This is a genomic window from Nocardia jiangsuensis (assembly GCF_042650385.1).
Classification (GTDB): domain Bacteria; phylum Actinomycetota; class Actinomycetes; order Mycobacteriales; family Mycobacteriaceae; genus Nocardia; species Nocardia jiangsuensis.
On the sequence record NZ_JBHSAX010000005.1, the window covers coordinates 157,327 to 175,772 of the forward strand.

Here is an 18,446-nt window from a genome sequence, read left to right on the forward strand (position 1 = left end):
GCACCCCCCGACGTGCCCGGATCTCGGGCACCGCTCCACCCTCCGGAAGATGAGGAAATCTCCATGAAGAACTGTCGCAAGTCCGCCGCCGCGCTCGCCCTGGCACTGTCGGCGACGATGGTCGGCGCCGGAGCCGCGCAGGCCGCCCCCGACCTCTCCGTCGATGTCGCCCCCGGCGTGAACTACCGCGCCTACCACGACGGCACCGCCGCGGTGATCAGTATCGAGTCCGGGTCGCTGATCGTCGAGGACGGCAGATTCCAGATCCGCGCCGCCACCGGCGAGGTGCTGGCCGGGGTCCCGCTGGAATTCAACTACGACGACATCGCCTTCCCGATCGAAGCGCGGGTCGAGGGCAATACCGCCCGGCTGACCCCGGTGCTGTCGATGGACCGTGCCCGCTACAACCCGGTCGCGCTGCCCTTCGAGGACAGCGCTCCGTGGAAGACCCCGTACGACCGCGAGGTCGCGGCCTGGACCCGGATGACCACCACGATCTCCATGGCCTCCACCGTCAGCGCGGTGATCGGGGCGGTCGGCACCGGGACCATCGGTTGCCTGCTCGGCGGCATCGCGGGCACCGCGCTCACCGGCCCGCTGGCCACCCTGTTCGGCGCGGGCCCGATCGCGGGCTGCCTGATCGGCGCCGGTGCGCTCGCCCCGATCGGCGCGATCATCGGCGCCTTCCTGATCGGGGCGCCGGTGGCGATCGCGGCGTTCATCCAGTACCAGAGCACCATCAACGCGCCGTTCCCGGCGAAGTGAACGAGCCGCACTGCCTCCGCGGTGTTCGCGGAGGCAGTGCGGCTGCACCTCGCAGGCGAGAATGCCTGCGCCGAACCGACATCGCGGTTCGCACCGGCCACCCTGTCTCCGTCCGGGGTTCGCCCCAGGAAACGGAGCCGAATACCGGGGTGCGTCAGTCCGTGCGATCGAATCGCTGGCGTTGCCGGGCACCGTAGGTCGCCGCCTTGACGGCCTCGTCGTCTTCCATGCCCGATCCCAGCGCACCGCCGAGGGTGGCGACGGCGGCGACCAGCCAGGCCATCAGGAGCAGCGTCACCAGGCCCATGGGCCGTCCGGTGTTCTCGGTGACCATCTGCGGCGGGATCGTCCACCATGCGGTCAGCAGCAGCAGGACGAACAGCGCGGCGTGGAAGACGACGACGCCGATGGTCAGGGTGATGACCGTCGAGGCGTTGTACAGCACCGCGCGTTCCCGCTCGCCGCCCGGCCGCGGGCGTTCCCAGAGGCGGTGTTCGACGATGAGCCAGGCGATCATCGCCACGGTGGCCAGGACGGTGACCGCGCTCAGTCGCCACGGCCCCATCGTGGCGGAGAGTTGCCACATCGTCGGATAGGCCAGGCTCACGGCTCCGGTGGCGAAGGCCGCCATCATCACCTTCGACATGCCGGTCACCAATCGCCACGGCCGGTTGGCGTAGACCATGCCGGCGAGCAGCCGCAGCCGGGACAGCGCCGACGGTGCCAGGTAGTGAACGCCGTCGTCGTCCTGGACGCGCTGCAGCCGCTTCGCCGGGGCATCCGGTTTCCCGGGCCGGCTCGCCACCTCGGCCAGGACGGTGCGCGCCACGTCCCGCACCCGGCGCTGGATGAACGCACCGCCCATCCCGGGGGTGGAGATCACCGCGAAGCGGTCCGGCACGCTGACGTCGGCCAGCACCGGTGTCGTTCCCTGGCGCCGGGGCAGATCGGTGAGGTAGATGACGACGTCCTCGCTCTCGCCACCCGGGTCGATGGTGTCGACGACCTCGGAGAACTCGGTGCGCTCGTCGATCGGGTACGCCTGGCACCGCACCGATACGTCCCAGTTGTCGGAGGCGGGCCCGTCGGTAGCGGTGTCCGAGAGCGAATCGGACAGATGTCCGGCGATCACCTCCGGAGCACCGGGATCGGCGATCAGCAGAATTGTGGACTTTTCACCAATCATTGTGGCCGCCTACCCTGGCCCCGAGCGGCCAAACGGCCTCCGGTTCACGCCGACACCGTGGCTCGGCCCGGCGGCAGCGATCGAACCGGGCGCGGTCGAAGCCCGGTGCGAGGTCGGCGGCGGCGCCGGTTCGCGACCTCGCTGTGCCGCCGCAGTCCAGTGCTCACATCGCCGCCACGGCCGCCTCGGCGACGGTCTTGTCCTGCTCTCCGGTGCCACCACTGACCCCGACCGCGCCGACGACCCGGCCGTCGCGCCGCAGCGGCACGCCGCCTGCGAAGATCATGATGCGCCCCCCGTTGGAGGCGTGTATCCCGTAGAACTGCCCGCCCGGACCCGCGTCGGCCGCGAGGTCCTCGGTCGAGATGTCCAGCGCCCGCGCGGTGAACGCCTTGTTGATCGAGATGTCGATGCTGGCGATCCAGGCACCGTCCATCCGCACGTGGGCCACCAGGTTGCCGCCGGCATCGACCACCGCGATGTTCGACGGCGACTCGATCTCGTCGGCTCTCGCCTGTCCGGCGGCGATCACCCGCTGCGCGTCATCGAGCGATATCGAGCTCTGGTTCACCGTCATGACCTGCTCCTTCGGGACGTGGGTGTCGTCACCATGGTCGTTCTCCTCTCGGTCCGGGACGCCTCACGGATGCATGACGACCTTGGTCCATCCGTCGTCCCTGGCGTCGAAATGCTGATAGCCGGACTCGGCCTCGGCCAGCGGGAGCTCGTGCGAGACGATCCAGGACGGTGTGGCCCGGCCTTCGTGGATGAGGTCGCGCAGCTGTCGGTTGTAGTGCTTGACGTTGGCCTGCCCGGTCCCCATCTTCTGCCCCTTGAACCAGAATTTGCCCATGTCGAAGGCGATCTTGCCGTGGCGTTCGAGTTCGTCGGGGCCGTTTCGGTCCCGGGGCAGGAAGAGGCCGACCACGCCGATGTGGCCGGTGAAGCGCACCGAGTCGACGAGCCGGTTCATCGTCATCGCGGCGTCTTCATGACCCTGCGGGTCGTGCGCCTGGTACCCGACGCACTCACAACCCTTGTCGGCGCCGCGCCCGCCGGTCTGATCGAGGACCTGCTCCACCGGGTCGCCTTCCGAATCGTCGATCGGAACGACCCCGATCTCCTCGGCGAGCCGGAGCCGGTCGGGGTGCCGGTCGACGATCATCACCTTGCTCGCGCCCTGGATCATCGCCGAGTACGCCGCCATCAACCCGACCGGCCCGGCCCCGTAGATCACCATCGAATCGCCGGGCTGCATGTCGGCCAGGCGGGTGCAATGCCATCCGGTGGGGAAGATGTCGGAGAGCATCACGTAGTCGGTCTCCTTGTCCTCGGCGTCCTCGGGCAGCCGCAGACAGTTGAAGTCACCGAAGGGCACCCGCAGATACTCCGCCTGTCCACCCCGGAACGGTCCCATTCCGGCGAAACCGAATGCGGCGCCGGCCATCTCCGGATCCGGGTGGGCCGTCAGGCAGAACGCGGTAAGACCTCCCTCGCAGTTTCGGCAGAAACCGCAGCCGATGTTGAACGGCAGGCACACCCGATCCCCGGCCGACACCTTGACCACCGCATTGCCCACCTCTGCGACGATCCCCAGATTCTCGTGACCGAGGACCATCCCGGGCTCCAGATCGGTACGGCCCTCGTACATATGGAGATCCGATCCGCAAATATTGGTGCTGGTGATCTTCACCAGCACATCGGTCGGCTGCTCGATTCTCGCATCGGGCACATCCTTCACATGCACGGCACGTGGCCCGTCGTACACAAGCGCTTTCATTTCGACACTCCCTCAGCTGCGGCATTTCTGGTTGCTGCCCGCGCGGCGGCCACAAGCTGTATACGACCGGCCGAATTGATCGTGTTCCTGAAGGCGAACGACGCAACAGCGCACGGAACGAATATTTACACCAAAAGTTCGGCCTACCAGCACAGTTAAGTCGTAGCCGACGAGCAGTGGGTGCATTCCTTCCGGCGTCGCGTTCCCTTCCATCAGGAAGTCTCCTCTTGTAGCTCCACGATCGCTAGGGGGTGAGATCGATTTGTTTGTTCGGGTTCGCGCGGCTCCTTCCCATCGCCGGTCGATGGTGTGATGCTGGACCGTGTCCACCACCTCGAACAGGAGATCCGATATGGCCACCAAAGCGCTGCTGGTCCGGCTCGAAGCCAAGCCCGGCAAGGAGAACGCAGTCGAGGAATTCCTCCGGTCGGCGTTGCCGCTCGTCGAGCAGGAGCCCGGCACGAAGCCCTGGTTCGCGGTACGGTTCGGCCCCTCGACGTTCGGCATCATCGACGCATTCCCGGATGAGGCCGCGCGGGACGCACATCTCGATGGGCCGGTCGGCAAGGCCCTCGGCGAACGCGCTGACGAGCTCTTCGCCACCCCGCCCGAGATCAGCCGGCTCGACGTGCTCGCCAACAAGCTCTGAACCACCGACTCGAAGCCGCCGCTCGGCGGTGGCCGGCATCGCCCGAGTCGGCGGCGCCCGGAGTTTGTGCCCGGTTCGAGCGGGTACGTGGAGGCGATGGACGCGAACGGGAGCTGGAGAGCCGATGGGGACGGCGAGCGGGTCTCGGTGTTGCTGATCGCGGATCCGGGAAAGCCCGCTGCCATCGCGGAACGCCTGGCGGAGTGGATGCCGGGACGTCTGCGAGCCCGTGGCGGGATCGAGCGGCGGTGGTCGGCGCACGTGCGCCGCGATTCCTATCTGCTGGCCGAGGGAACGGATTTCGCCGAGGTGATCGACCTGGTCGATCCGTCCGCCGAAGCCGTGGATCTCGTGGTGTACCTCACCGATCTGCCACGCCGTGAGGGCACGCTGCCGGTAGTGGCCGATGTCAGTGTGGACCACCGATTCGCGCTCCTCTCCGTGCCCGGGGTGGGCGGCATCCAGGTCGAGCGCCGTATCCGCACCGTCACCGAACTCGTGATCAGCTCTCTGCTCGGTGACCTGGAATTCACGTCTTCCCGGGCGGCACGACGGTTCCCGTCTGTGCAGTCGACCAGCGGTATCCGGTACTTCGCACCCCCGGGGCTGCGGCGATTGCGGCTGCTGTCGGGGATGGTGCGAGCCAACCGGCCGTGGCGACTGGTAACCGGTCTCTCGAAGGTGCTGGTCGGCGCCTTCGCCACCGGAGCGATCGCACTCTCCACCGACACGATCTGGATGTTCGCCGACACGATGAGCCCCTGGCGGATGAGCGCCGCGACGGTCCTGTCGGTCGCGGCGATGATTCTGTGGCTGATTCTCGACCACGAGCTCTGGGAGCGACCACGGTCGCGAGCGGAACGCGATCGATCGGTGCTGTACAACATGTCGACCGTGATCACCCTGGTCGTCGGTGTCGGCGTCCTGTATGTTGCCCTGTTCTGCCTGCTGTTGTTCACGGCGTGGCTGACCGTCTCCCCTGAACTCCTGTCCCCCGTTCTGGGGCACGGGGTGACTTCTTCCGATTACCTCACCCTCGCGTGGCTGCTGGCGTCCATCGCGACCATCGGCGGGGCCCTCGGGTCCGGTCTCGAGGACGATACCGCGGTCAAGGAGGCGGCGTACGGGGTCAGGCAGCGCCAGCGAATCGACCGGCACCGGAGCGGGTCGAACGAGGCGTGACGATCGTGGTGCGTACAGTTCGAGCGCCCATTCGAGCGTAGATCATCCCGTTGAGCCATCCGGCGAGCTCGGAGATCCCGGTGGCGAGGATCGGGGCCGGTGGTGGTCGCCCCTGTTCCGGCAGGACCAATCGGTGCGTGTCTTTTCGCCTTGCCGGGCCGTGTTGTGGCTTCGAGACGGTCGGCAGGATCGGCGGTATCGAGTATCCGGCGGCCGGTCGGCCGCGCTGATCCGAAGGAATTGATATGGCCACTGCTGTAGGGATCGATCTGGGAACGACGAACTCCGTCATCGCGAGCTGGCAGGGCGGGGAGCCGGTGGTGATCGCCAATGCCGAGGGCGCGCGCACCACGCCGTCGGTGGTCGCCTTCACCGAGAGCGGTGAGCGACTCGTCGGTCAGCTCGCGCGCAGGCAGGCGATTCTGAATCCGAAGGGCACGATCTACTCGGCGAAGCGCTTCATCGGGCGGCACTTCGACGAGATCTCGGCGGAGGCGAGGGCGGTGAGCTTCGACGTCGTCGAGGGCGAGGGCGGGGTAGCCCGATTCGACGTGCGGGGCAAACTGTATGCGCCCGAGGAGATCAGCGCGCTGGTGCTGCGCAAGCTGGTCGACGACGCGAGCAAGTATCTGGGGGAGCGGGTCAGGGAAGCGGTGATCACCGTGCCCGCCTACTTCAACGACGCGCAGCGCAACGCCACCAAGGACGCGGGCCGGATCGCGGGACTCGAGGTCCTGCGCATCATCAACGAGCCGACCGCAGCCGCGCTGGCGTACGGCTTGGACAAGCAGACCCAGGAGACGGTGCTCGTCTTCGATCTCGGTGGCGGCACCTTCGACGTGAGCCTGCTCGATGTCGGTGACGGCGTGGTCGAGGTCCGTTCCACCGCGGGCGATTCGCACCTGGGCGGCGACGACTTCGACCGGCGCATCGTCGACTATCTGGCCGACGAATTCCAGCGCGCGGAGCACATCGACCTGCGCGCGGATCCGCAAGCGCTGCAACGACTCTTCGAGGCGGCGGAGAAGGCCAAGGTCGAGCTGTCCTCGGTGACACAGACACAGGTGAGCCTCCCCTTCGTCACCGCCGACGCGAACGGGCCCAAGCACCTCACCACCACGCTCATGCGCGCGAAGTTCGAGGACCTGACCGCGGATCTGGTGCAGCGCTGCCTCGGCCCGGTCGAGCAGGCCATGGCCGATGCCACGGTCACCGCCAACGACATCGACGAGGTGATCCTGGTCGGCGGTTCCACCCGCATCCCGGCGATCCAGGCGTTGGTACGCAGGCTGACCGGCGGCAAGGACCCGAATATGAGCGTGAACCCGGACGAGGTGGTCGCGCTCGGCGCGGCGGTTCAGGCGGGCGTGCTCAAGGGCGAGGTCACCGACGTGCTGCTGCTGGATGTCACGCCGCTGTCGCTGGGCGTGGAGACCCAGGGCGGGGTGATGACGAAGATCATCGAACGCAACACCACCATCCCGGCCCGGCGCAGCGAGGTCTTCTCCACCGCCGAGGACAACCAGCCCGCGGTCGACGTGGTCGTGCTCCAGGGAGAACGCGAGCGCGCCGGCGACAACCGGGCGCTCGGCCGATTCCGGCTCGAAGACATCCGGCCCGCGCCACGCGGCCAGGCGCAGGTCGAGGTCACCTTCGACGTCGACGCCAACGGCATCCTCAACGTCACCGCGCGCGACAAGGACACCGGTGGCGAGCAGAGCATCACGATCAGCGAGCAGTCCAATCTCGACCAGTCCGAGGTCGATCGGATGCTCGCCGAGGCCGAGCGGCACCGCCGCGAAGACGAGCAGCTGCGCAAGGCCGTCGACGCCCGCAACGCGCTGGATTCGGCCGCGTACCAGGTGGAACGGCGGCTGGCCGAGCTCGGGGAGAGCGCGCCGCCGCACGAGCGGGCACGCGCCGAGATGCTGATCGCCGACGCCAGACAGGCCGTCAAGGAGGAAGCGCCGCCGGAGCGGGTGCAGTCGCTCACCTCGGAGCTCCAGCAGCTGCTGTACGGGTTGCAGTCGACCGAATCCGGCGGCGGACCGTCCGGCTACGCGGGTGCGGCGGCAGGCGGTGTACACCCTCGCCCAGTATCTCGAATGCGGCGGCAGCTACGACGAATCCGCCGCTGCCCTCCACATCCATCGCAGCACCCTGCGCTATCGCCTCGGCCGCATCCGTGAGCTCACCGGGTTCGACCTCCGCGATATGAACATCCGGTTCAATCTGCAAGCGGCAACGCGCGCCTGGCAATTCCTCTTCGTCGCCCCTGAGCTGTGACCGGGCAACCATCGGTCCGCCGGGCGCGTAGCGGACGCGCGGTGCGGCCCGCGTGCCGGGGCGGCCGGGGGTGACCATGGCGCCCTGCCGCAACATTCTGCGCTCGGCCCGCCCGGCTCGCCGGTGTCGGCCGCGCGGGCCGAGCAACTGGCGGCCGCTGCGGTGCGCGGCCCCGCCGGTTTCCGGATGTAGAGGCCCCGATGGCCGACGGGCCGGGCCCGCCGCGACACCGGAGACGCGCTGCGAGAGTTACGACCGCGGTCGGAGCCCGTCGAGGATGATCGCGGTGACCCGGTCCGCGACGTCGGGGGTGTGGCTCTGCGCCGCCTGGCAAGCGACGATGATCGCCTTGACCTCCCGCGGAGTGAGATCCGCGCGCACCGTCCCGGCCTGCCGCGCGGCGGCCAGCAGTTCGGCGAGCAACTCCATGAACTGTTCCTCGGCCTGCGGCACGACATCGTCCGGAGTGCCGGCACCGGCGATGGCCTGGGCCAGCCCCTGATCGGCCGCGCCCCAGTCCAGGGCCATGGCGTGGATGAAACCGGCCAGGGCGGCGCCCGGTGGTCCGGTGTCGAGCAGGGCCTGCCCGGCGGCGACGACCTGGCCGAGGCGATGGTCGATCACGGCCGCGAAGAGGGCGCTCTTGGTGGGGAAGTGCCGGTAGACGGTGCCGGCTCCCACGCCGGCGCGGCGGGCGATCTCGTCGATCGGCACCGTCAGCCCCTCCTCGGCGAAGGCCCGATAGGCGTTCTCCAGCACGGTCTCCCGGTTCCGGGCGGCATCGGCACGCAGTGGTCTGGCAGTGTCGGCCACTCCGGTCTCACCTCCTGGCGCCTTGAAACGGGGCGCACGTTCCGTATAGTCGTCGGTAAGCGGAGTCAACGCTCCGGTTACCGATTCTACGGAGGAGATCGCATGGCGAAGTGGACCACCGCCGACATTCCCGACCAGACCGGCCGCACCGCGATCGTCACCGGCGCGAACTCCGGGCTCGGCTTCGAGACCGCCGCCGCGCTCGCCACCGAGGGTGCCCGCGTGGTGCTGGCCGTGCGTGACCTCGACCGGGGCAAGGCCGCCGCCGAGCGCATCGTCGCCGCCACCCCGGCCGCGCGGGTCGAGCTGCGGCGATTGGATCTGGGCGCGCTGGCCGACGTCCGGACCGCCGCCGAGGAGATCAAGGCCGCGCACCCGCGCATCGACCTGCTGATCAACAACGCCGGGGTGATGTATCCGCCCAAGCAGCGCACCGCCGACGGCTTCGAGTTGCAGTTCGGCACGAACCACCTGGGCCACTTCGCGCTGACCGGGCTGCTGCTCGAGCACCTGCTGCCGGTCCCGGGCTCGCGCGTGGTCACCGTCAGCAGCGTCGGACACCGGCTCCGCGCCGCCATCCACTTCGACGACCTGAACTTCGATCGGAAGTACACCCGGATGGAAGCCTACGGGCAGTCCAAGCTGGCCAACCTGCTGTTCACCTACGAACTGCAGCGCCGCCTGACCGCCGCGGGGCAGGGCACGGCCGCGCTCGCCGCCCACCCCGGCGGCTCCAATACCGAGCTGGGCAGGCATCTGCCCGCGGTGATCCGGGTGCCGGCGATGCGGTTGCTGTCCCAGTCCGCCGCGATGGGTGCGCTGCCGACGCTGCGCGCCGCCACCGACCCGGCCGCCCGCGGCGGTCAGTACTACGGCCCTGGCGGCCCCGGTGGCCTGCGCGGCTACCCGGTGCTCGCCGAATCGAGCAAGCAGTCCCACGACACCGAGATCGCCCGGCGGCTGTGGGCGGTTTCCGAGGAGCTCACCGGCGTCTCCTACGGCCTGAGCTGACGAGAGACGGGAGCGCGATGCGCATCGTCGTCTTCGGCGCCACCGGGGTGTAGGGCTCGAATTGCCCCGCGCCGAGCACCGATCCGGCTCTAGGCTCGGGTACGTCTCCCGCGCCGCTGCGGCGTGGGGCGCTGAAAAAGGAGTGCTCATGGCCGATTCCGAACCCGTCGTGGTCGTCGCCGATCTCGTCCCGCTGCCCGGAAAGGAGGACGCGGTGGAGGCCGCGCTGCGCCGGGCCGTCGCGGCCACGCACGAGCAGGACGCGGGGTGCGAGCTCTATGCCGCGCACCGCAGCCGGACGGGTTTCGTGGTCATCGAGAAGTGGAGCTCGGCGGAGGACCTGCAGAAACACGGCGGCGGAGCGGCGTTCGCCGCCCTGAGTGCGGAGCTCGACGGTCTGCTGGCGGAGTCCATCGAGGTGAGCCTGCTGCAGCCGCTGCCTGCGGGCGACGGCGAGCTCGGCGCCCTGTAGACCCGCTCGATCGTCGTCACTCCCACTTTTGAATCGCGGGCAACTAGATTGTTCTCAATTGAAATGTGCGCTACGTTGTGGGAGTGGATGTCCTCGCGCTCGACCAGCAGCTCTGCTTCGCGCTGTACAAGGCGTCGCGTGCGCTGACATCCGTCTACCGCCCCGCGCTCGCCGAGCTCGACCTCACCTACCCGCAGTACCTGGTGATGCTGGCGCTGTGGGAGCGGGACGGGCGCGAGGTGCGCGACCTCGGTCGCGAGCTGGAGCTCGACACGGGCACGCTCTCGCCGCTGCTGCGCCGCCTGGAGCGCGGGCGGCTGGTGCGCCGCGAACGGCAGGCCGCCGACGAGCGGCGGGTCGCGGTACACCTCACCGCGGCCGGTGCGGCGCTGCGGGAGCGCGCGATCGCGGTGCCGCTACTGCCGGCCTCGCGCTCCGGGCTCACCGCAGGGGAAACGGCCGAGCTCCGCTCGACCCTCGACCGGCTGACCCGCACCGTGCACCGGGCGGCGTGACACCGCCCCTCGACACATCCGACGACAGGAGAACACATGGAAGCCATCTACACCGCCGAGGCCATCGTGAGTGGCGACGGCCGCAACGGCGCCGGACGCACGTCGGACGGCAAGCTCGATGTGACGCTGGCGATCCCCACCGAGATGGGGGGCTCGGGCCAGGGGACCAACCCCGAGCAGCTCTTCGCCGTCGGCTACGCGGCGTGCTACCACTCCGCGCTGCGGATGGTGGCCAAGCAGGCGGGCGCGAACGTCGACGATTCTTCGGTCGGCGCGCAGGTCGGCATCGGCGCGCTCGACGGCGGCGCCTTCGGGCTCGAGGTCACCCTGGAGGTGACGCTGCCGCATCTGGACCACGCCACGGCGCAGAGCCTGGCCGACAAGGCTCACCAGGTGTGCCCGTACTCGAACGCCACCCGCGGCAATATCGACGTCACGATCACCGTCTCCGACGACTGATCGCCCCCGCCTGTGAGGTCTCCGGCACTTCGGCCCACTCCGGTCGGTGCCGTGGACATGTACCGCGGAGAGGTCATCGGGGAATCGGTGGCATTCCCCGATCACCCGTCGGTTCCGGCGATGCGCGGGTCGAGCCCGTACCGGTGCGGAATGCCGAGGTTCGCGCGCAGGGTCCGGCCCGGGTATTCGGTGGGGTAGATGCCGCGTTCCTGGAGGATGGGCACCACCTCGTCGACGAAGGCGTCGACGCCGTCCTCGTAGATGTCGGGTGTGACCCAGAAGCCGTCGGCGGCGCCCGCTTCGAACCATTCCTGTAGGTGGTCGGCGTGGAGCCGGCCCGGACCCACGACGGTGGGGTGGTAGTCGATCACGCCGTGGGCGAGGATGTCGCGCGGGGACCACCCCTGGCGTGCCACCGCGAGGGCGTTCGACGAGCGCGGGTCCGCCGGTGCGGCGTGCGCGGAGGCCAGTTGGTCCTGCGTGAGTGGTTCGTCGTATCGGTCGGGCTGGATCCGGATTCCGAGCATCGCGCCGAGGTGGGGCAGGCGGGCCTCGATGACGTCGGCCGAGTACGTCAGGCGACGGTCGAGGCCCGCGCGCACGGTCGGCGCGACGGTGGTCATGAGGCCGGCGATGTACTTGATCTCGTCGGGGTCGCGGCCTGCTTCGCGTGCGGCGTTCCGCACGAGCTCGCGCTGGGCGCGCGCCTGTTCGATCGTCCACACCTCGGCGATGAATCCGCTCGCGTAGCGGCCGGCGATCGACAGCAGGTGCGGGCTGGGGCCGCCGGAGGTGAAGACGACGGGCTGACCCTGTTCCGACGGCGGGATCGCCAGGGGGCCTCGCGAAGCGACGTACCGGCCCCGCAGGTTGACGGGCTGCAATTTCGCCGGGTCGATGAAGCGGTTCGCTGCCTGGTCCTTGATCCACGCGTCTTCTCCCCAGCTGCCCCAGAGTGCCTGGACGATCTGAATCGTCTCGTGCGCCCGCTGGTAGCGCTCGGCCCGATCGGCGACGGGCCGTCCGTAGTTCGCGGCGACGGCGGGGTCGCTGGTCGTCACCGCGTTCCAGCCCGCGCGCCCGTGGCTGACGACGTCCAGGGCCTTGAATTGGCGTGCGGTGTTGAACGGTTCCTGGAACGTCGTCGACCCGGTCGCGACGAAGCCGATGTTCGTCGTCTCGCGCGCGACGGCGGTGAGCTGGATGAGCGGGTCCATGAGGTTGCTGATCGTGGAGTGTTCGACGTCGCCGCGTACGGCGGGGAAGTCGGGGGTGAAGAGGAAGGCGAACTTGCCCCGTTCGGCGGCTCGCGCGTGCCGCACGGTGGCGTCGACATCGGCGTAGGTCCCGGGGTCCACGTGCGGGGCACGCCAGGCGCCGTGCAGGCCGCCGTATCCATCGATCAGCCCCATCCCGAGGATCAGCTTCTTCTCCGCGGTCACCGGACCCCCGCTTCGCGAGGCGTTTCGGATTCGACCGTCTCGAGGGCGGTCGTCCCCTCGGTGGCCGCACTCGACGTCCGCCCGACGAGAACGGCGCCCGCCAGCACGAGCAGGCCGATCACCCAGGCGGTGATGAAGGCGGCCTGTCCGGCGGACTCGGCCTGGGCGGTGCTCAGCACGCCGGCGTTCCCGGCACCGGAACCGATGGTGTAGGCCGAGATGAACACCGCACCGAACGCCGCACCGGCGAGCTGCTGGGCGGTGGCGAAGGCCGAGGCGCCGTGCGAGTAGAGCTCTGCCTTCAACGCGCCCATCGCACTCGTCGTGAGCGTCGCCCACATCGCGGCCTGCGCACTGGTGAACACCAGCCACGCGAGGATCAGCGTGACCACGCTCGTGCTCTCGTCGACCCCGCTGAAGAACCACAGGACGGCCAGCCAGACGAGGGCGGCGGGGATCATCAGGGGGCGCGGGCCGAAGCGGTCGTACACCCGGCCGCTCAGGGCCGCCACGATGGAGATCGCCGCGCCCCCGGGGATCAGGAAGAGGCCGAGCTGCAGGGTGCTCAGGCCGGTGACGTTGGTCAGCACCAGCGGAATCACGATCAGCAGGCCGATCCCGGTGCCCGCGACGAAGACCATGGTCACAAGTGCCACGCGGAACGACTTCCGGAGGAAGATCCGCATGTCCAGGAACGCACTGTCACGGCGCTGCAGGGGGATCTGCCGCAGGACGAACGCCACCAGGCCCGCCAGCCCCACCGCGATCGGCAGGTACGGCGAGATCGGGGAGTGCCCGGCCGACGCCTCGCCGATCAGCGAGAGCCCGTAGACCAGGCTGCCGAATCCGACCGCGGAGAGCAACAGCGACGGCACGTCCATGGCCACCGGCTCCGGGGTGGTGGTGTTGCGCAGCTCCCACGCGCCCAGCACCAGGGCGCCGACCGCGATCGGCAGCATCAGGATGAACAGCCAGCGCCAGCTCAGCGCGGCCAGTACGACACCCGACAGCGCCGGGCCGAGAGCGGGCGCCACGGCAGGCACGGCCGTCGTGATCGCCATCATCCGGCCCCGGCGGGCGACCGGGACCAAACGCATCGTCGTGGTCATCAACAGGGGCAGGAAGACGGCGGTGCCGGAGGCCTGAGTGATCCGGCCTGCCACCAGGACGCCGAACGTGGGCGCGACCGCGGCGAGCGTCGTCCCGACGATGAACAGCGACATCGCGGTCAGGAAGATCGTGCGCATGTGGTATCGCCGCATCACGAAACTGCTGGCGGGGATCAGCACGGCCATGGTCAGCAGGAAGCCGGTCGTGACCCACTGGCCGGTGCCCGGGCTGACCCCGAAGTCGGCGATCAGCGTGGGCAGGGCGACGCCGAGGAGCATCTCGTTGAGGAAGACGATGAACGTCGAGGCCATCAGGACCCCGATGACCAGGGCGACACCGGGCGGGAGCCGGTCGCCGGAGGGGGTCGACGGCGCCGCGGCCGCGACGTCGGATGCCGAGGAGGTGGTCATGTGCGTGCTCGCCATCTCGTGAGGTGTGGAAGTCGGTTGCTGCGATGTACCCCGGCCCGTCGGCGCGCAGCATCGAGTCCGGGCCGATGGGTGGGTCGGCACTCGACGGGGCTGCAGTGGGCGTGGCCGATACCACGCGCTACCAGGGCGTCACCCGGTGCTTCGATGCAAGGGGTGATAAACGGAGGTGGTCTCCGTATATGTAGGAACGATACGGAGAAGGTCTCCGCTTGTCAACGGCGCGCCGGCTATGACCCGGGCCACGAAATCCGGGCGGCCGATGCGAATCGTCCGGTCACGGCGTCGAGGAAGAACTTCCGAGTGTGGATGGCACGTGCCATCCCTCCCGTGCGATGGCGCGCAGCGAGTCCGCCGAGCCTTCGTCCGCCAGTTGTGCACCGGCGATCCACGCGGAGGCCAGCACGGTGAGGACGAGGTCCCGATCGCGCACCCACGGACGGGCGACCCCGGCCGCCTGAGCGGCGGCGAGGAACTGCCCCGTGATCTCGACGAGCCATTCGCAGGTGATCGCCAGCGGCGACGTGGTCTCGCTGAGCGCCTCTCGGAGAGGGCCGGGGAGGCCGTCGAAGACCGTCACATAGTCACCCAGCGCGGTCAGCCACAGCTCCAGCGCGGCTCGGGGGTCGTCCTCCTCGGCTTCGATCTCGGCCCGCCGGGCGTCCAGCTCCTCCCAGCGGGCCTGCAGCAGTGCCGCGAGGAGGGACTCGCGGGTCGGGAAGTGGCGGTAGAGGGTGCCCGGCCCGATCGCGGCTCGCTTGGCGATGTCCTGCATGGCGCCGCTGACGCCGTGCTCGGCGAAGAACTCCTCCGCGACGTCGAGGATGTGCAGCCGGTTGCGCTCCGCATCGGCGCGTGACTTCCGCGGCGTCGCCTCCTGGTGGACTGCCATCCGACCTCCTCGGTGAAAACGGAGAATACCTCCACATTACCGCGAGGGGCGAGCGCCGCAGCGAAACGGAATTAATCTAGCGTGCTACTGTCTAGTGCGCTATGGAGTTGCTGGACGGCACTCCGCAGACCGAGGGTGCCCTCGGCGCGCGTCTGGACATGGACACGGGCATCATCACGCCCCTGGTCCAACGCCCCGAGGCCGCTGGAGGCCGCGATCCGTGGTGTCGGCGACCGGGTCACCTCGGCCTGTCGGCTGACCAGTCGTGGCATGGATGACCTCGGCGCACGCTCGAGGGCCTCGCGCATCACCCGAGCTAATCAACGACACGAAGGAGCACTTCTGCGATGAAGATCGGAATCGTCGGCGCCGGGAACATCGGCAAGACGCTGAGCCGGGAACTGAGTGCGGCCGGCCACGAGGTGAAGATCGCCAACTCGCGCGGCCCGGAAACGATCGATCCCGAGGCGTTGGTCGCCGGTGCGCGCGCCGTCGCGGCGGCCGAGGCGGTCGAGGACGTCGAGGTGGTCATCCTGTCGATGCCGCTGCATCGGATGCCCGGGTTCGCCTCGACGCTGGCCGCGGCACCGGCCGCCGCCGTCGTCATCGATACGTCGAACTACTACCCGCTGCGCGACGACAGGATCGCGGCCATCGAAGACGGTCAGGTCGAGAGTGTGTGGGTTGCCGAGCAGATCGGGCGGCCCATCGTCAAGGCGTGGAACGCGATCGGGGCGGCGTCGCTGGCCGAGAAGGGTGTGCCTACCGGGACCCCGGGCCGCATCGCCATCCCGGTTGCCGCCGATGACGTCGAGGCACGGAGGCTGGGGATGACCCTGGTCGAGGAGACCGGCTTCGACGGTTTCGATGCCGGTCCGCTGGCCGAGTCGTGGCGTCAGCAACCTGGTGCGCCGTGCTACTGCACGGATCTCACCCGCGAGGAGATGGCGCCCGCGCTGGCCTCGGCGGAGAAGGACCGGCTGCCGAAGCGCCGCGACATCTCCATCGCCGCGATCGCGGAGCGGGTCGGCGACGGGACGGTCGATCCCGATCCGGAGTACGCGGTCCGGCTGACACGCGCGATCTTCCTGTGAACCCGGCGGGATCGCCGGGCTGCCCGAGTACCACGACGACCGGAGGTAGCGAATAAGGGGAAACAGGTGTGACAGAGCCGTCGGGGTTGGCTTCGCCGTAGGGCAGACGCACCAGCAACACGGGCGCCGGGCCGCCATCGGGAATCCATACGTCCGTCGCGAGTGCGACGCCGTCGCGCGCACGGTTCGGGAGATCCGGGCAATAGTGCCAGGACCGTTCAGTTCATGGTCGGGATCACGAATTCGGCGCCGTTCTTGACGCCCGACGGCCAGCGCTGGGTGACGGTCTTGACCTTGGTGTAGAACTGGATCGCCGCGGTGCCGTGCTGGTTGAGGTCGCCGAAGCCGGAGCGCTTCCAGCCGCCGAAACTGTGGTAGTCCACCGGAACCGGGATGGGCACGTTGACCCCGACCATGCCGAGGGGGACCTTGGACACGAAGTCGCGGGCGGCGTCGCCGTCGCGGGTGAAGATGGCCACGCCGTTGCCGTACTCGTGCTCGGAGGGCAGCGTCAGGGCCTGCTCGTAGTCGGCGGCGCGCACGATGCACAGGACCGGGCCGAAGATCTCGTCGGTGTAGATCGACATGTCGGTGGTGACGTGGTCGAACAGGGTGGGGCCGATGAAGAAGCCGTTCTCGAGGTCGTTGTCGCCGAAAGTCGTCTCGGTAGCGGCCTGTTCGCGTCCGTCGACGACGAGTTCGGCTCCGGCTTCGACGCCCTGGCCGATGTAGCTCCTGACCCGCTCCAGAGCGGCGCCGGTGACCAGCGGCCCGTAATCGGCCTCGGGGTCGAGGCTGTGCCCGACGCGCAGCCGCGCGATGCGCTCGACGAGTGCGGCGCGCAGCCGGTTCGCGGTCTCCTCGCCGGCCGGGACGGCGACGCTGATCGCCATGCAGCGTTCCCCGGCGCTGCCGTAGCCGGCTCCGATGAGCGCGTCGACGGTCTGGTCGAGGTCGGCGTCGGGCATCACGATCATGTGGTTCTTGGCGCCGCCGAAGCACTGCGCGCGCTTGCCGTTGGCGGCGGCGGTCGAGTAGATGTACTGCGCGATGTCGGACGAACCGACGAAGCCGAGCGCTCGGACCTCTGGGGTGGGCGAGCAGGGCGTCGACGGCCTCCTTGTCGCCGTTGACCACCTGGAAGACCCCGGGCGGCAGCCCGGCCTCGAGGAACAGCTCGGCCAGCCGCAGCGGCACCGACGGGTCGCGCTCGGAGGGCTCGAGGATGAAGGCGTTGCCGCAGGCGAGGGCGGCCCGGCCTTCCACAGCGGGATCATCGCCGGGAAGTTGAACGGGGTGATGCCGGCGACGACGCCGAGCGGCTGGCGCATCGAGTAGACGTCGATGCCGGTACCGGCGCCCTCGGTGAACTCGCCCTTGAGCAGGTGCGGGATGCCGACGGCGAATTCGATGACCTCGATGCCGCGCTGGATATCGCCCCTGGAGTCGGCGACGGTCTTGCCGTGCTCGATCGAGAGGAGCTCGGCCAGTTCGTCGATGTCGCGGTTCACCAGCTCGACGAATTTCATCATCACCCGGCCACGGCGCTGCGGGTTGTAGGCCGCCCACACCTTCTGCGCCTGCGCCGCCGAGGCCACGGCCGTGTCGACGTCGGACGTCGAGGCGAGCAGCACCTGCGCCTGGTCGATGCCGGATCATCGACAGGACGGCCCGGCCTCGAGCCGGTTCTGGCGCGCCTGTCGCTTCCGCGTTCTTCGCCTGAATCGTGGCAGCGCCCCTTGCCGCCGCCGCGTCAAACGCCGTAAACTATGATCTCCATCACAATCTATTGCTCGAGGGTGGGCCGGTAGCGGCACGGGTGGAGGTGGACCGCACCGACGCAACTCGGCGCGACGCCACGAGTACCGAGGAGAACGGTGATGTCCCGTCTGGTACGGAGGAATTTCGATTCACCCGAGGAGACCCGCCCCTTCGAAGCGGGCAAGGGTCGACTCGATCTGGTCAATCTCGACGCCGGCCCGGTGGGCCGGGCCATCTTCCAGCCCGGCTGGCAGTGGTCGGAACACGTCGCGCCGATCGCGGGCACCGACAGTTGCCAGGCGCCCCATATGGGCTACTGCGTCTCGGGGCACCTGGCGGTGGTCATGGACGACGGCGAGAAGCAGGAGTACGGGCCCGGCGATTTCATGGTCGTCCCGCCCGGGCACGATGCCTGGACCGTCGGGGACGAACCCTGCGTCATGATCGACTGGCAAGGTGTCGCCGACTACGCCAAGCGGTGATCCCGGCCGGGTATTCCCGTCACCCCCGACCCGCGTCGACGGTGAGCCGGTCGCGATGTGCGCAAACGGTTTCCGATCGAACGGCTGCCCGTCGCGCACGGTGAGGACATCGATGCGGC

General features: G+C 69.2%; 17 protein-coding genes and 3 pseudogenes. 11 read left to right on the forward strand and 9 right to left on the reverse strand.

All coding sequences use genetic code 11. The annotated features are described in order from the left end of the window. The first annotated feature begins 63 nt into the window (after window positions 1–63). Window positions 64–765: a hypothetical protein gene (locus ACFO0B_RS05900; RefSeq protein WP_378611269.1), complete on the forward strand. Its 702-nt coding sequence runs from the start codon at window positions 64–66 to the stop codon at window positions 763–765. A 154-nt stretch (window positions 766–919) separates the two neighbouring features. Here ACFO0B_RS05900 and ACFO0B_RS05905 read toward each other — a convergent pair whose 3' ends face one another. From ACFO0B_RS05905 to ACFO0B_RS05915, 3 genes are all read right to left on the reverse strand, one after another. After that, on the reverse strand, window positions 920–1,951 hold the full coding sequence (locus ACFO0B_RS05905) for a hypothetical protein (protein WP_378611270.1): 1,032 nt from the start codon (window positions 1,949–1,951) through the stop codon (window positions 920–922). 163 nt (window positions 1,952–2,114) lie between these two features. After that, entirely contained in the window at window positions 2,115–2,528 is a 414-nt protein-coding gene (locus tag ACFO0B_RS05910) for a GlcG/HbpS family heme-binding protein (protein WP_378611271.1), read from the reverse strand. A gap of 63 nt (window positions 2,529–2,591) precedes the next feature. After that, window positions 2,592–3,731 carry a glutathione-independent formaldehyde dehydrogenase gene (locus ACFO0B_RS05915; protein WP_378611272.1) on the reverse strand — a complete coding sequence of 380 codons (1,140 nt, stop codon included), beginning with the start codon at window positions 3,729–3,731 and terminating at the stop codon, window positions 2,592–2,594. A 352-nt stretch (window positions 3,732–4,083) separates the two neighbouring features. On the opposite strand from ACFO0B_RS05915, the gene ACFO0B_RS05920 reads away from it, so the two are divergent. The 4 genes from ACFO0B_RS05920 to ACFO0B_RS05935 all read left to right on the forward strand — a co-directional run bounded on the left by ACFO0B_RS05920 (window position 4,084) and on the right by ACFO0B_RS05935 (window position 7,848). Continuing rightward, complete coding sequence (locus ACFO0B_RS05920) at window positions 4,084–4,380, forward strand: putative quinol monooxygenase (RefSeq protein ID WP_378611273.1); 297 nt, start codon at window positions 4,084–4,086, stop codon at window positions 4,378–4,380. A 96-nt stretch (window positions 4,381–4,476) separates the two neighbouring features. Next, window positions 4,477–5,562 carry a hypothetical protein gene (locus tag ACFO0B_RS05925; RefSeq protein WP_378611274.1) on the forward strand — a complete coding sequence of 362 codons (1,086 nt, stop codon included), beginning with the start codon at window positions 4,477–4,479 and terminating at the stop codon, window positions 5,560–5,562. Between the two features lie 245 nt (window positions 5,563–5,807). Then, a complete protein-coding gene (gene dnaK, locus ACFO0B_RS05930; RefSeq protein ID WP_378611275.1) occupies window positions 5,808–7,751 on the forward strand; it encodes a molecular chaperone DnaK in 1,944 nt (647 codons plus the stop codon). Then, window positions 7,708–7,848, forward strand: coding sequence for a helix-turn-helix domain-containing protein (locus tag ACFO0B_RS05935; protein WP_378611382.1), 141 nt, complete (start codon window positions 7,708–7,710; stop codon window positions 7,846–7,848). Before dnaK ends, ACFO0B_RS05935 begins: the two co-directional genes overlap by 44 nt. Window positions 7,849–8,097: 249 nt before the next feature. On the opposite strand, the gene ACFO0B_RS05940 is transcribed toward ACFO0B_RS05935, so the two are convergent. Further along, complete coding sequence (locus ACFO0B_RS05940; protein WP_378611276.1) at window positions 8,098–8,661, reverse strand: TetR/AcrR family transcriptional regulator; 564 nt, start codon at window positions 8,659–8,661, stop codon at window positions 8,098–8,100. A gap of 102 nt (window positions 8,662–8,763) precedes the next feature. Between ACFO0B_RS05940 and ACFO0B_RS05945 the strand changes: the two genes are divergently transcribed. The 4 genes from ACFO0B_RS05945 (at window position 8,764) to ACFO0B_RS05960 (ending at window position 11,118) form a co-directional block, all read left to right on the forward strand. After that, complete coding sequence (locus ACFO0B_RS05945) at window positions 8,764–9,672, forward strand: oxidoreductase (protein ID WP_378611277.1); 909 nt, start codon at window positions 8,764–8,766, stop codon at window positions 9,670–9,672. 148 nt (window positions 9,673–9,820) lie between these two features. After that, a complete protein-coding gene (locus ACFO0B_RS05950) occupies window positions 9,821–10,144 on the forward strand; it encodes a putative quinol monooxygenase (RefSeq protein ID WP_378611278.1) in 324 nt (107 codons plus the stop codon). Window positions 10,145–10,227: 83 nt separating this feature from the next. Next, window positions 10,228–10,659 carry a MarR family winged helix-turn-helix transcriptional regulator gene (locus ACFO0B_RS05955; RefSeq protein WP_378611279.1) on the forward strand — a complete coding sequence of 144 codons (432 nt, stop codon included), beginning with the start codon at window positions 10,228–10,230 and terminating at the stop codon, window positions 10,657–10,659. 36 nt (window positions 10,660–10,695) lie between these two features. After that, complete coding sequence (locus ACFO0B_RS05960) at window positions 10,696–11,118, forward strand: organic hydroperoxide resistance protein (protein ID WP_378611280.1); 423 nt, start codon at window positions 10,696–10,698, stop codon at window positions 11,116–11,118. A gap of 101 nt (window positions 11,119–11,219) precedes the next feature. On the opposite strand, the gene ACFO0B_RS05965 is transcribed toward ACFO0B_RS05960, so the two are convergent. From ACFO0B_RS05965 to ACFO0B_RS05975, 3 genes are all read right to left on the reverse strand, one after another. Further along, window positions 11,220–12,560 carry an NtaA/DmoA family FMN-dependent monooxygenase gene (locus tag ACFO0B_RS05965; RefSeq protein WP_378611281.1) on the reverse strand — a complete coding sequence of 447 codons (1,341 nt, stop codon included), beginning with the start codon at window positions 12,558–12,560 and terminating at the stop codon, window positions 11,220–11,222. Further along, window positions 12,557–14,095, reverse strand: a complete 1,539-nt coding sequence (locus ACFO0B_RS05970) for an MFS transporter (RefSeq protein WP_378611282.1) — start codon at window positions 14,093–14,095, stop codon at window positions 12,557–12,559. Before ACFO0B_RS05970 ends, ACFO0B_RS05965 begins: the two co-directional genes overlap by 4 nt. Before the next feature lie 280 nt (window positions 14,096–14,375). Then, window positions 14,376–14,990, reverse strand: a complete 615-nt coding sequence (locus ACFO0B_RS05975) for a TetR/AcrR family transcriptional regulator (RefSeq protein ID WP_378611283.1) — start codon at window positions 14,988–14,990, stop codon at window positions 14,376–14,378. 344 nt (window positions 14,991–15,334) lie between these two features. On the opposite strand from ACFO0B_RS05975, the pseudogene ACFO0B_RS05980 reads away from it, so the two are divergent. Further along, a pseudogene (locus ACFO0B_RS05980) lies at window positions 15,335–16,084 on the forward strand (NADPH-dependent F420 reductase); the annotation flags it as partial. A gap of 97 nt (window positions 16,085–16,181) precedes the next feature. Here ACFO0B_RS05980 and ACFO0B_RS05985 read toward each other — a convergent pair. Further along, window positions 16,182–16,247: pseudogene (locus ACFO0B_RS05985) on the reverse strand (hypothetical protein); the annotation flags it as partial. 55 nt (window positions 16,248–16,302) lie between these two features. Further along, a pseudogene (locus tag ACFO0B_RS05990) lies at window positions 16,303–17,739 on the reverse strand (CoA-acylating methylmalonate-semialdehyde dehydrogenase); the annotation flags it as partial. Between the two features lie 225 nt (window positions 17,740–17,964). Here ACFO0B_RS05990 and ACFO0B_RS05995 point away from each other — a divergent pair. Next, window positions 17,965–18,327, forward strand: a complete 363-nt coding sequence (locus tag ACFO0B_RS05995; protein ID WP_378611284.1) for a cupin domain-containing protein — start codon at window positions 17,965–17,967, stop codon at window positions 18,325–18,327. Window positions 18,328–18,446: the final 119 nt, after the last annotated feature.